The organism is Microbispora sp. CL1-1 (assembly GCF_012034195.1).
Classification (GTDB): domain Bacteria; phylum Actinomycetota; class Actinomycetes; order Streptosporangiales; family Streptosporangiaceae; genus Microbispora.
On the sequence record NZ_JAATEK010000005.1, the window covers coordinates 320,525 to 332,707 of the forward strand.

Here is a 12,183-nt window from a genome sequence, read left to right on the forward strand (position 1 = left end):
CTGGCTTGAAGGCGCTTACCGCCGGCTGCGGCGGTCTTCCTTGACGTGGCTGCGGAACGTCCGCGTGGGGGCGAACTCACCGAGCTTGTGACCGATCATCGACTCGGTGATGAACACCGGGACGTGCTTGCGGCCGTCGTGCACGGCGATCGTGTGGCCGATCATGTCGGGCACGATCATGGAGCGCCGCGACCACGTCTTGATGACGTTCTTGGTGCCCTTCTCGTTCTGGGCGTCCACCTTCTTCTGAAGGTGATCGTCCACGAAGGGACCCTTCTTAAGACTACGTGGCATTTCGGCTGCTCCTACCGCTTCTTCCTCTTGCTCCGACGACGGATGATCAGCCGGTCGCTGGGCTTGTTCGGCTGGCGGGTGCGACCCTCCGGCTTGCCCTTCGGGTTGACCGGGTGACGACCACCGGAGGTCTTGCCCTCACCACCGCCGTGCGGGTGGTCGACCGGGTTCATGGCAACACCGCGGACCGTGGGGCGCTTGCCCTTCCAGCGGTTGCGGCCGGCCTTACCGATGCTGATGTTGGCCTGCTCGGCGTTGCCCACCTGGCCCACGGAGGCCCGGCAGCGCACGTCGACCTGACGCATTTCTCCGGACGGCATGCGCAGCGTGGCGTACATGCCCTCCTTGGCGAGCAGCTGGATCTGCGCGCCGGCGCTACGGCCGAGCTTGGCGCCGCCACCGGGACGCAGCTCCACCGCGTGGATGAAGGTACCGGTCGGAATGTTGCGCAGCGGCAGGCAGTTGCCCGGCTTGATGTCGGCCGCGGGGCCGTTCTCGACCTGGTCCCCCTGCTTGAGGCCGACCGGGGCGAGGATGTAACGCTTCTCGCCGTCGGCGTAGTGCAGCAGCGCGATGCGGGACGTGCGGTTGGGGTCGTACTCGATGTGAGCGACCTTGGCCGGGATCCCGTCCTTGTCGTGGCGGCGGAAGTCGATGATCCGGTAGGCGCGCTTGTGCCCGCCTCCCTGGTGCCGGGCGGTCACCCGGCCGTGGACGTTACGGCCGCCCTTGCTGTGCAGGGGGGCAAGCAGCGACTTCTCCGGAGTGCTGCGCGTGATCTCGGCGAAGTCCGAGACGCTCGCGCCGCGACGACCCGGAGTCGTCGGCTTGTACTTACGGATGCCCATCTCTTTCGTTCATCCTTCGTCGGTTCGTACCGGTCGGGGTCCGCCTCACGGCGGTCCCCCCGGTGCTTACTCAATGGGGCGAGTCCCTCGCTCGGAGGCGAGGGGCCCCTCTCCCCGCTGCGGCAGGTGCTAGCCGATCTGACCGAAGATGTCGATACGGTCGCCCTCGGCCAGGCTCACGATCGCGCGCTTGGTGTCCGGGCGCTGGCCGTAGCCGTGCCGGGTCCGCTTGCGCTTGCCCTGGCGGTTGATCGTGTTCACGCCGGTCACCTTGACGCCGAAGATCTGCTCGACGGCGATCTTCACCTGCGTCTTGTTGGCACCCTTGCGCACCAGGAACGTGTACTTGTTGTGCTCATCGATCAGGCCGTAGCTCTTCTCAGAGACGATCGGCTTGAGGATGATGTCGCGCGGGTCGGCGATCTTCTGCATCAGGCCTCTTCCTTCCCGCTCTTCGCCAGCCGGGCCACGACCTGGTCGTAGGCCTCACGGGTGAAGACCACGTCGTCGTGGCACAGCACGTCGTAGGTGTTCAGCTGTCCCGCGTCCAGCAGGTGGACCTCGGGCGCGTTACGCAGGCTGAGCCAGGTGATCTCGTCGTTCTCGTCGACGACGACGAGCACGCTGCGGGCCTGCGTGATCTTGCGCAGGGCCTCCAGGGCGGCCTTGGTCTTGGGCGTCTCACCCGTGACCAGGCTGTCCACCACGTGGACGCGGCCGCCGCCGGCGCGGTCGGACAGCGCGCCCTTCAGGGCCGCCGCCTTCATCTTCTTCGGCGTCCGCTGCTCGTACGAGCGCGGCTGCGGGCCGTGGACGGTGCCACCGCCGGCGAACTGCGGAGCGCGGGTCGAGCCCTGACGGGCGCGGCCGGTGCCCTTCTGCCGGTACGGCTTCTTGCCGCCACCGGAGACGTCACCGCGGGTCTTGGTCGCGTGGGTGCCCTGCCGGCGAGCGGCGAGCTGGGCGACGACCACCTGGTGGATCAGCGGGACGTTGACCTTGGCCCCGAAGACCTCCTCGGGGAGGTCGACGGTCCCCGTCTTGGCGCCGCTGGCGTCGAGGACGTCAATGGTCGTGGTCACTTCGCAGCAACCCCCTTCTTGGCAGCGGTGCGGAGGAGGACCAGGCTGCCGTTGGCGCCGGGGATCGCACCCTTGATCAGGATGAGGCCCTTCTCGGCGTCCACGGCGTGCACCTTGAGGCTCTGGACCGTCGTGCGGACGTTGCCCATCCGGCCGGCCATGCGCAGGCCCTTGAAGACGCGGCCCGGGGTGGCGCAGCCACCGATGGAACCCGGGGAGCGGTGCTTGCGCTGGGTACCATGCGAAGCGCCCAGACCACGGAAGTTGTGGCGCTTCATGACACCGGCGTAGCCCTTGCCCTTGCTCTTGCCCGTGACGTCGACGTACTGCCCGGCCTCGAAGGTGTCGGCGAGGACTTCCTGGCCGACCGTGTACTCGGAGGCGTCGTCGGTGCGAACCTCGGCGAAGTAGCGGCGCGGGGTGATGTCGTGCTTGCGCAGGTAGTCGCCCAGGGGCTTGTTCACCTTGCGCGGGTCGATCTGCCCGTAGCCGAGCTGGACGGCGGAGTAGCCGTCCTTCTCCGGAGTGCGGACCCGGGTCACCACGCACGGACCGGCCTCGACGACGGTGACCGGGATCACCCGGTTCGCCTCATCGAAGACCTGGGTCATGCCGAGCTTCTTGCCCAGGACGCCCTTGATCTGCTTAGCCATGTCAGTGCGTTCCTTAGAGCTTGATCGAGATGTCCACGCCGGCGGGAAGGTCGAGACGCATGAGCGAGTCGACCGTCTTCGGCGTCGGGTCGATGATGTCAATCAGCCGCTTGTGCGTACGCATCTCAAAGTGCTCGCGGCTGTCCTTGTACTTGTGCGGCGACCGGATGACGCAGTACACGTTCTTCTCGGTCGGCAGCGGCACCGGGCCAGCGACCTTGGCGCCGGTCCGCGTCACCGTCTCGACGATCTTCTTGGCCGAGCTGTCGATGACCTCGTGGTCATACGCCTTAAGCCGGATGCGGATCTTCTGTCCCGCCATAATGGCCTCGGTGTCCTTCGCTGTCGTCCTATAAAGCTTCGCGCGGCCTGTTGCCGCAGGTCGTTTCCACGCGACCGACGTCCCGGAACCCGTCCGGTTCTCCGTGATCTGGCAGTGGCTTCGGCCGGCGCTCGGCCGAAAACACTGCGAGATCACGGTCTCGTCGTCCGTGGGGGGTCGTCTCCGGCCCCTGCGTGGTGCGGCGGTCAGGCCCTCGCGGACCCGACCGCCGCCCAGCGGTGCTACTACTTGATGATCTTCGTGACGCGACCGGCGCCGACGGTGCGGCCACCCTCGCGGATCGCGAACTTCAGGCCCTCTTCCATGGCGACCGGCTGGATGAGCTCGACGCGCATCTCGGTGTTGTCGCCCGGCATGACCATCTCGGTGCCCTCGGGGAGGTTCACCACGCCGGTCACGTCCGTCGTACGGAAGTAGAACTGCGGACGGTAGTTGTTGAAGAACGGCGTGTGGCGGCCGCCCTCGTCCTTGGACAGGATGTAGACCTGCGCCTCGAACTCGGTGTGCGGGGTCGTGGTGCCCGGCTTGATGACACACTGACCACGCTCGACCTCCTCGCGCTTGATACCGCGCAGGAGCAGACCGACGTTGTCACCGGCCTGGCCCTCGTCGAGGAGCTTGCGGAACATCTCGACGCCGGTGACGGTCGTCGTGGTGCTCTTCTCCTTGATGCCGATGATGTCGACGGTCTCGTTGACCTTGATGATGCCGCGCTCGATACGACCGGTGACGACGGTGCCGCGACCGGTGATCGAGAACACGTCCTCGATCGGCATGAGGAACGGCTTGTCGGTGTCACGAACGGGCTCGGGGACGTTCTCGTCCACGGCGTTCATGAGCTCGATGATGGAGTCGCCCCACTTCTCGTCGCCCTCGAGCGCCTTGAGCGCGGAGACGCGCACGACCGGCAGGTCGTCGCCCGGGAACTCCTGGGCGGACAGCAGCTCGCGGACCTCGAGCTCGACGAGCTCCAGGATCTCCTCGTCGTCGACCATGTCGGCCTTGTTGAGGGCCACGACGATGTAGGGAACGCCGACCTGGCGGGCCAGGAGGACGTGCTCCTTCGTCTGCGGCATCGGACCGTCGGTCGCCGCGACCACCAGGATCGCGCCGTCCATCTGGGCGGCACCGGTGATCATGTTCTTCACGTAGTCGGCGTGACCGGGGCAGTCCACGTGGGCGTAGTGGCGCTTCTCGGTCTGGTACTCGACGTGCGCGATGGAGATGGTGATTCCGCGAGCCTTCTCCTCGGGCGCCTTGTCGATCTTGTCGAACGGGGTCGCCTCGTTGAGCTGCGGGAAACGGTCGTGAAGCACCTTGGTGATCGCCGCGGTCAGAGTGGTCTTGCCGTGGTCGATGTGCCCAATGGTGCCGATGTTCACGTGCGGCTTGTTCCGCTCGAACTTGGCCTTGGCCACTGGTCTGTCTCCTTAGAGATTCTGACTTGACTTTCGTCTTCTACCTCAGGCTCGGCACGGCGGGGCGCCCCTGGAGGCGCTCCGCCGTACCGCGAGCGGAACTATTCGCCCCGAGCCTTCGCGACGATCTCCTTGGCGATGCCCGGGGGCACCTCCGCGTAGGAGTCGAACTGCATGCTGTAGCTCGCCCGCCCCTGAGTGCGGCTGCGAAGGTCGCCCACGTAGCCGAACATCTCGGAGAGCGGAACGAGCGCCCTGATCACACGGGCGCCGGACCGTTCGTCCATTGCCTGGATCTGTCCGCGACGACCGTTGAGGTCGCCGATGACGTCTCCCATGTAGTCCTCGGGCGTGGTGACCTCGACGGCCATCATCGGCTCGAGGAGTACGGCGTCTGCCTTGCGCGCGGCCTCCTTGAAGGCCATCGAGCCGGCAATCTTGAAGGCCATTTCCGACGAGTCGACCTCGTGGAAGGCACCGTCCTGAAGCGTGACCTTGACGCCGACCATCGGGTAGCCGGCGAGCACGCCGAACTCGGCCGCCTCCTGCGCGCCCGCGTCCACCGACGGGATGTACTCCCGCGGGATGCGGCCACCGGTGACCTTGTTCTCGAACTCGTAACCGTCGTTGCCCTCGCCCAGCGGCTCCAGGTCGATGATCACGCGCGCGAACTGGCCGGAACCACCGGTCTGCTTCTTGTGCGTGTACTCGACCTTCTCCACCTTGCGGCGGATGGTCTCGCGGTAGGCGACCTGCGGGCGGCCGACGTTCGCCTCGACCTTGAACTCGCGGCGCATCCGGTCGACGAGGATCTCCAGGTGGAGCTCGCCCATACCCCAGATGACGGTCTGGCCGGTCTCCTCGTCACGGCGGACCTGGAAGGACGGGTCCTCCTCGGCCAGCCGCTGGATCGCGGTCGACAGCTTCTCCTGGTCGCCCTTGGTCTTGGGCTCGATGGCCACGTTGATGACCGGCGCCGGGAACGTCATCGACTCGAGGACGACCTGCTTGACCGGGTCGGAGAGGGTGTCACCAGTGGTGGTGTCCTTCAGACCCATGACGGCGACGATCTGACCAGCGGTCGCGGTGGGGCGCTCCTCGCGCTTGTTCGCGTGCATCTGGTAGATCTTGCCGATCCGCTCCTTCTTGCCCTTGACCGAGTTCACCACGGTGGTGCCGGCCTCGAGCGTCCCGGAGTAGACGCGGATGTAGGTGAGCTTGCCCAGGTGCGGGTCGCTCATGATCTTGAACGCCAGCGCCGCGAACGGCTCGTTCGGGTCCGCGTGGCGCTCGATGATCTCCTCCTCGTTGCCCACCGCGTGGCCCTTGAAGGCCGGGATGTCGGTGGGAGCCGGGAGGTAGGCGACGATCGCGTCGAGCAGGGGCTGCACGCCCTTGTTCTTGAACGCGGTGCCGCACAGGACCGGGTTGATCGCGCCGCTGATGGTCGCCCGGCGGATCGCCGCGACAAGCTGCTCCTCGGACGGCTCGACGCCCTCCAGGAAGAGCTCCATGAGCTCGTCGTCGTTCTCGGCGACGGTCTCGACGAGCTTGTCGCGCCACTCACGGGCCGCGTCGGCGTGGTCGGCCGGGATGTCGACGGTGTCGTACATCTCGCCCTTGGCCGCCTCGGCGCTCCAGAGCAGGCCCTTCATCTTCACCAGGTCGATGACGCCCTTGAAGTCGGCCTCGACGCCCCAGGGAAGCTGGATGACCGCCGGCGTGGAACCCAGCCGGTTGATCATCATGTCGACACAGCGGTGGAACTCCGCGCCGACCCGGTCCATCTTGTTCACGAAGCAGATGCGGGGCACGCCGTACCGGTCGGCCTGGCGCCAGACCGTCTCCGACTGCGGCTCCACGCCGGCGACGCCATCGAACACCGCGACCGCGCCGTCCAGAACACGCAGCGACCGCTCGACCTCGATGGTGAAGTCCACGTGTCCGGGCGTGTCGATGATGTTGATCGTGTGATCAAGCCAGCTGCAGGTGGTCGCGGCGGAGGTGATGGTGATGCCGCGCTCCTGCTCCTGCTCCATCCAGTCCATGGTGGCAGCGCCCTCATGAACCTCACCGATCTTGTAGTTGATGCCGGTGTAGAACAGGATGCGCTCAGTCGTCGTGGTCTTGCCCGCGTCGATATGGGCCATGATCCCGATGTTGCGGACCCTGGCCAGGTCAAGAGCGGTCGTGGTGGCCACTTCTTCGCGTCCTTAACTCGTCGTCGGTGCTCACTACCAGCGGTAGTGGGCGAAGGCCTTGTTGGACTCGGCCATCTTGTGCGTGTCCTCGCGCCGCTTGACGCTGGCGCCGAGGCCGTTGCTCGCGTCGAGCAGCTCGTTCATGAGCCGCTCGGTCATGGTCTTCTCGCGGCGCGCGCGGGAGTACTGGACGATCCACCGCAGCGCCAGCGTGGTGCTGCGCGAGGCCTTGACCTCGACCGGCACCTGGTAGGTGGCGCCACCGACGCGGCGGCTCTTCACCTCGAGCGTCGGGCGGACGTTGTCGAGAGCGCGCTTCAGGGTGACGACCGGGTCGTTGCCGGTCTTCTCCCTGCAGCCCTCGAGGGCGCCGTAGACGATCGACTGCGCGAGGGAGCGCTTGCCGTCCAGGAGAACCTTGTTGATCAGAGCGGTGACCAGCGGCGAGTTGTGCACCGGGTCAGCGACCAGCTGGCGGCGGCCAGGGGAACCCTTGCGCGGCATGTCAGCTCTTCTCCTTCTTCGCGCCGTAGCGGCTGCGGGCCTGCTTGCGGTTGCGGACGGCCTGAGTGTCCAGCGAACCACGGATGATCTTGTAGCGAACACCCGGCAGGTCCTTCACACGACCACCACGCACGAGCACCATCGAGTGCTCCTGGAGGTTGTGGCCCACCCCGGGGATGTAAGCCGTGACCTCGATGCCGTTGGTGAGCCGAACACGGGCCACCTTGCGCAGCGCCGAGTTGGGCTTCTTGGGGGTCGTCGTGTAAACGCGGGTGCAAACGCCGCGCCGCTGCGGGCTCCCCTTGAGGGCAGGAGTCTTGGTCTTGCTGACCTTGTCCTGCCGGCCCTTACGGACCAACTGCTGAATGGTGGGCACCGCGTCTCCGTTTCGTGCCTAGCCGGTGATACGTAGGACCCGGTCGAGGTGGCGAGGCCGCCTCTCACAGGCTTGCAGGTACTGCCGGTGTCATGACCTGCTGGTTTTCCATCCCCTTCGACCCCCGCGGTCGGGCGTGTCGCGCTCTTGTCGCAGCACACCCGAGCAGATCCGGTCGATCTGGAGGAGTCACACGGCGCCCCCCGCACGCCCCTCTCTTCGAGAAGCGGCATTTGAGCGCACGCATGCGAGCCCACAGACGGGCACGAGGGTAAAGCCTACCCTCCCCCGTACAACACGTCAAAACAGAGGAGGACGCCCCGGAGGGACGTGCCCCGCTGTCTTGACGTGCCGCTGCGCCGACGGCCCAAGCCGGACCGTCGAAGGACTCGGCCCCCCATCATACCGCCCTCACGAGGGGCTTCTCACGGTTTCCACGCCGTCCCCGCCCGGCGTCGCGCGCGTACGCGGAGCGCGGACAACGGAAAAGCGGCCCGGGGGATGCCCCGGACCGCTTTTCCGTATGTAGCCCGCCGCGGCGATCTCTCACCGCGGCGACCTGTCAACGGCCGTACTGGCCGAAGTCGTACTCCTCCAGCGGGACGGCCTCGCCGCTGCCGGAGCCGAAGGTGTAGTCCGCGGCAGAGCCGTCGTAGCCGCCGACCGTGTACATCGCGGCCTTGGCCTCCTCGGTCGGCTCCACCCGGATGTTGCGGTACTGGGGCATGCCCGTACCGGCCGGGATGAGCTTACCGATGATGACGTTCTCCTTGAGGCCGAGCAGCGAGTCGGACTTGGCGTGGATCGCCGCGTCGGTGAGGACTCGCGTCGTCTCCTGGAAGGACGCCGCCGACAGCCACGACTCGGTCGCCAGCGAGGCCTTGGTGATACCCATCAGGACCGGACGGCCGGAGGCCGGCTGGCCGCCCTCCGCCACGGTCTGACGGTTGATGGCCTCGAAGCGCGGCCGCTCGACCAGCTCACCGGGCAGCAGCTCGGTGTCGCCGGACTCCAGCACGTTCACGCGCTTGAGCATCTGCCGGACGATGACCTCGATGTGCTTGTCGTGGATCGACACACCCTGCGAGCGGTAGACCTGCTGCACCTCGTCCACGAGGTGGAGCTGGACGGCGCGCGGGCCGAGGATGCGCAGCACCTCGTTGGGGTTGCGCGCACCGGCGACCAGGAGCTGGCCGACGTCCACGTGCTGCCCCTCCGAGACCAGCAGCCGCGACCGCATCGACACCGGGTAGGCGACCTCGTCGGAGCCGTCGTCCGGAGTGATGACGATCTTGCGGGTCTTGTCGGTCTCGTCGATCCGCACCCGGCCGGCGACCTCGCTGATCGGGGCCACACCCTTGGGGATGCGGGCCTCGAACAGCTCCTGGACACGCGGCAGACCGTGGGTGATGTCCGCGCCCGCCACACCACCGGTGTGGAAGGTACGCATGGTCAGCTGGGTGCCGGGCTCACCGATCGACTGGGCCGCGATGATGCCGACGGCCTCGCCGACGTCCACGAGCTTGCCGGTGGCCAGCGAACGGCCGTAGCAGGTCGCGCAGACACCGATCTTGGCCTCGCAGACGAGCGTGCTGCGGGTCCTGACCGTCTCGATGCCGGCGTTCACCAGCGCCGTCACGACGTCGTCGTTGATGTCGACGCCCGCCGACGCGATGAGCTTGCCGTCCACCTCGACGTCCTCGGCCAGGATGCGGCCGTGCACGTTGCTCTCGGCGTTCTCGGCCTTGACCAGGTTGCCCTGGGAGTCGCGCTCGCCGACGTGCAGCGGGACGGCCCGGTCGGTGCCGCAGTCGATCTCGCGCACGATGACGTCCTGCGCGACGTCGACCAGACGACGGGTCAGGTAACCGGAGTCGGCGGTCCGCAGAGCGGTGTCCGCCAGACCCTTCCGCTGACCGTGGGTGGAGATGAAGTACTCCAGCACCGACAGGCCCTCGCGGAAGGAGGACTTGATCGGGCGCGGGATCGTCTCACCCTTGGTGTTGGACACCAGGCCGCGGATGCCGGCGATCTGCCGGACCTGCATGCGGTTACCACGGGCGCCGGAGTTGACCATCATCCAGACCGGGTTGGTCGCCGGGAACGCGTTGACCATGTCGGTCTCGACGTCCGCCGTCGCGTGGGTCCAGATCTCGATGAGCTCCTGACGGCGCTCCTCGTCGGTGATCAGACCGCGGTCGTACTCCCGCTGGACCTTGTCGGCCCGGCGCTCGTACGACTCCATGATCTCGGCCTTGTTCGGCGGCGCCACGACGTCCTCGATGGAGATCGTGACACCGGCGCGGGTCGCCCAGTAGAAGCCGGCGTCCTTCAGCGAGTCGAGCGCGTTGGCCACCTCCACCTTCGGGTACCGCTCGGCCAGCTCGTTGACGATCGCCGAGAGCTGCTTCTTGCCGACCTGGTAGTTCACGAAGGGGTAGTTGTCCGGCAGCGTCTGGTTGAACAGGCATCGGCCCAGCGTGGTCTCCAGCCGGATCGGGTCGCCGGGCTCCCAGCCCTCGGGGGCCTCCCAGCCGCGCGGCGGCGGGACGTCCTTGAGCCGCACCTGGACCTTGGCCTGGATGTCCAGCTCGTGGCGGTCGAAGGCCATGAGAGCCTCCGACACCGTCGCGAACACCCGGCCCTCGCCGACGCCGCCCTCCTTCTGGGTGGTCAGCCAGTAGAGACCGATGACCATGTCCTGGGTGGGCATCGTCACCGGCTTGCCGTCCGCCGGCTTGAGGATGTTGTTGGTGGACAGCATCAGGATCCGGGCCTCGGCCTGGGCCTCGGCCGACAGCGGCAGGTGCACCGCCATCTGGTCGCCGTCGAAGTCCGCGTTGAACGCGGTGCAGACGAGCGGGTGGATCTGGATGGCCTTGCCCTCGACGAGCTGCGGCTCGAAGGCCTGGATGCCCAGGCGGTGCAGGGTGGGCGCGCGGTTGAGCAGCACCGGGTGCTCGGTGATGACCTCTTCCAGCACGTCCCACACGACCGGCTTGGACCGCTCGACCATCCGCTTGGCGGACTTGATGTTCTGCGCGTGGTTGAGATCGACCAGGCGCTTCATCACGAACGGCTTGAACAGCTCCAGCGCCATCTGCTTGGGCAGGCCGCACTGGTGGAGCTTGAGCTGCGGGCCGACGACGATGACCGAACGGCCGGAGTAGTCGACGCGCTTGCCGAGCAGGTTCTGCCGGAAACGACCCTGCTTACCCTTCAGCATGTCGCTGAGGGACTTCAGCGGACGGTTGCCGGGGCCCGTGACCGGGCGGCCGCGGCGGCCGTTGTCGAACAGGGCGTCGACGGCCTCCTGGAGCATCCGCTTCTCGTTGTTCACGATGATCTCGGGCGCGCCGAGGTCGAGCAGACGCTTGAGGCGGTTGTTCCGGTTGATGACCCGGCGGTACAGGTCGTTCAGGTCCGAGGTGGCGAAGCGGCCACCGTCGAGCTGGACCATCGGCCGCAGGTCCGGCGGGATCACCGGGATGCAGTCGAGGACCATGCCGCTCGGCGAGTTGCGGGTGTTGAGGAACGCCGCGACGACCTTGAGCCGCTTGAGGGCGCGGGCCTTCTTCTGGCCCTTGCCGCTGCGGATGGTCTCGCGCAGGTTCTCCGCCTCGGCCTCCAGGTCGAAGCTGGCGAGCCGCTCCTGGATGGCCTGGGCGCCCATGCCGCCGCGGAAGTAGCGGCCGAACCGGTCGCGCATCTCGCGGTAGAGCAGCTCGTCGCCCTCCAGGTCCTGGACCTTGAGGTTCTTGAAGCGGCTCCAGACCTCCTCCAGCCGGTCCAGCTCACGCTGGGCGCGGTCGCGGAGCTGGCGCATCTCGCGGTCGGCGCCCTCACGCACCTTGCGGCGGGCGTCGCCCTTGGCGCCGCTGGCCTCCAGCTCGGCCAGGTCGGCCTCGAGCTTCTTCTGGCGGGCCTCGATGTCGGCGTCACGGCGCTGCTCGATGTGCTGCCGCTCGACGGAGATCTTCGCCTCCAGCGACGGCAGGTCGCGGTCACGCATCTCGGTGTCGACATGCGTGATCATGTACGCCGCGAAGTAGATGACCTTCTCCAGGTCCTTCGGGGCGAGGTCGAGCAGGTAACCGAGGCGCGACGGGACGCCCTTGAAGTACCAGATGTGGGTGACCGGAGCGGCGAGCTCGATGTGGCCCATCCGCTCGCGGCGCACCTTGGCGCGCGTGACCTCGACGCCACAGCGCTCACAGATGATGCCCTTGAAGCGGACGCGCTTGTACTTGCCGCAGTAGCACTCCCAGTCCCGGGTCGGACCGAAGATCTTCTCGCAGAAGAGCCCGTCCTTCTCCGGCTTGAGGGTCCGGTAGTTGATGGTCTCGGGCTTCTTCACCTCGCCGTGCGACCACTGCCTGATGTCGTCGGCGGTCGCGAGGCCGATGCGCAGCTCGTCGAAGAAGTTGACGTCGAGCACTAGATAATCCCCTTTTGAATCAGACC

11 protein-coding genes are annotated in these 12,183 nt (G+C 67.1%); all 11 read right to left on the reverse strand.

Annotated elements, in window-relative coordinates; all coding sequences use genetic code 11:
- Nucleotides 1-15 precede the first annotated feature (15 nt).
- The 11 genes from rpsS to HCK04_RS09235 all read right to left on the reverse strand — a co-directional run bounded on the left by rpsS (nucleotide 16) and on the right by HCK04_RS09235 (nucleotide 12,157).
- On the reverse strand, nucleotides 16-294 hold the full coding sequence (rpsS, locus tag HCK04_RS09185; RefSeq protein WP_079319865.1) for a 30S ribosomal protein S19: 279 nt from the start codon (nucleotides 292-294) through the stop codon (nucleotides 16-18).
- An 11-nt stretch (nucleotides 295-305) separates the two neighbouring features.
- Entirely contained in the window at nucleotides 306-1,142 is an 837-nt protein-coding gene (rplB, locus tag HCK04_RS09190) for a 50S ribosomal protein L2 (RefSeq protein WP_142646728.1), read from the reverse strand.
- A 129-nt stretch (nucleotides 1,143-1,271) separates the two neighbouring features.
- Complete coding sequence (rplW, locus tag HCK04_RS09195) at nucleotides 1,272-1,574, reverse strand: 50S ribosomal protein L23 (RefSeq protein WP_142646729.1); 303 nt, start codon at nucleotides 1,572-1,574, stop codon at nucleotides 1,272-1,274.
- Complete coding sequence (gene rplD / locus HCK04_RS09200; RefSeq protein ID WP_142646730.1) at nucleotides 1,574-2,224, reverse strand: 50S ribosomal protein L4; 651 nt, start codon at nucleotides 2,222-2,224, stop codon at nucleotides 1,574-1,576. The genes rplW and rplD overlap by 1 nt, the downstream gene beginning before the upstream one ends.
- Nucleotides 2,221-2,877, reverse strand: coding sequence for a 50S ribosomal protein L3 (rplC, locus tag HCK04_RS09205; RefSeq protein ID WP_142646731.1), 657 nt, complete (start codon nucleotides 2,875-2,877; stop codon nucleotides 2,221-2,223). Before rplC ends, rplD begins: the two co-directional genes overlap by 4 nt.
- Before the next feature lie 13 nt (nucleotides 2,878-2,890).
- Nucleotides 2,891-3,199, reverse strand: coding sequence for a 30S ribosomal protein S10 (rpsJ, locus tag HCK04_RS09210; protein ID WP_012887830.1), 309 nt, complete (start codon nucleotides 3,197-3,199; stop codon nucleotides 2,891-2,893).
- A 245-nt stretch (nucleotides 3,200-3,444) separates the two neighbouring features.
- The gene (gene tuf, locus HCK04_RS09215; protein WP_142646732.1) at nucleotides 3,445-4,638 is read right to left on the reverse strand and encodes an elongation factor Tu; all 1,194 of its coding nucleotides are present in this window, start codon (nucleotides 4,636-4,638) and stop codon (nucleotides 3,445-3,447) included.
- 101 nt (nucleotides 4,639-4,739) lie between these two features.
- On the reverse strand, nucleotides 4,740-6,839 hold the full coding sequence (gene fusA / locus HCK04_RS09220) for an elongation factor G (RefSeq protein WP_142646733.1): 2,100 nt from the start codon (nucleotides 6,837-6,839) through the stop codon (nucleotides 4,740-4,742).
- Nucleotides 6,840-6,872: 33 nt separating this feature from the next.
- Nucleotides 6,873-7,343, reverse strand: a complete 471-nt coding sequence (rpsG, locus tag HCK04_RS09225; protein ID WP_142616379.1) for a 30S ribosomal protein S7 — start codon at nucleotides 7,341-7,343, stop codon at nucleotides 6,873-6,875.
- 1 nt (nucleotide 7,344) lies between these two features.
- Nucleotides 7,345-7,719, reverse strand: coding sequence for a 30S ribosomal protein S12 (rpsL, locus tag HCK04_RS09230; protein WP_030508316.1), 375 nt, complete (start codon nucleotides 7,717-7,719; stop codon nucleotides 7,345-7,347).
- A 562-nt stretch (nucleotides 7,720-8,281) separates the two neighbouring features.
- Nucleotides 8,282-12,157 carry a DNA-directed RNA polymerase subunit beta' gene (locus HCK04_RS09235; RefSeq protein WP_142646734.1) on the reverse strand — a complete coding sequence of 1,292 codons (3,876 nt, stop codon included), beginning with the start codon at nucleotides 12,155-12,157 and terminating at the stop codon, nucleotides 8,282-8,284.
- Nucleotides 12,158-12,183: the final 26 nt, after the last annotated feature.

Coding starts and splice junctions, on each gene's coding strand:
- rplC (WP_142646731.1), bottom strand. CDS start 2,877: ATGGCTAAGCAGATCAAGGGCGTCCTGGGCAAGAAGCTCGGCATGACC.
- rplB (WP_142646728.1), bottom strand. CDS start 1,142: ATGGGCATCCGTAAGTACAAGCCGACGACTCCGGGTCGTCGCGGCGCG.
- rpsG (WP_142616379.1), bottom strand. CDS start 7,343: ATGCCGCGCAAGGGTTCCCCTGGCCGCCGCCAGCTGGTCGCTGACCCG.
- rpsJ (WP_012887830.1), bottom strand. CDS start 3,199: ATGGCGGGACAGAAGATCCGCATCCGGCTTAAGGCGTATGACCACGAG.
- rpsS (WP_079319865.1), bottom strand. CDS start 294: ATGCCACGTAGTCTTAAGAAGGGTCCCTTCGTGGACGATCACCTTCAG.
- rplW (WP_142646729.1), bottom strand. CDS start 1,574: ATGCAGAAGATCGCCGACCCGCGCGACATCATCCTCAAGCCGATCGTC.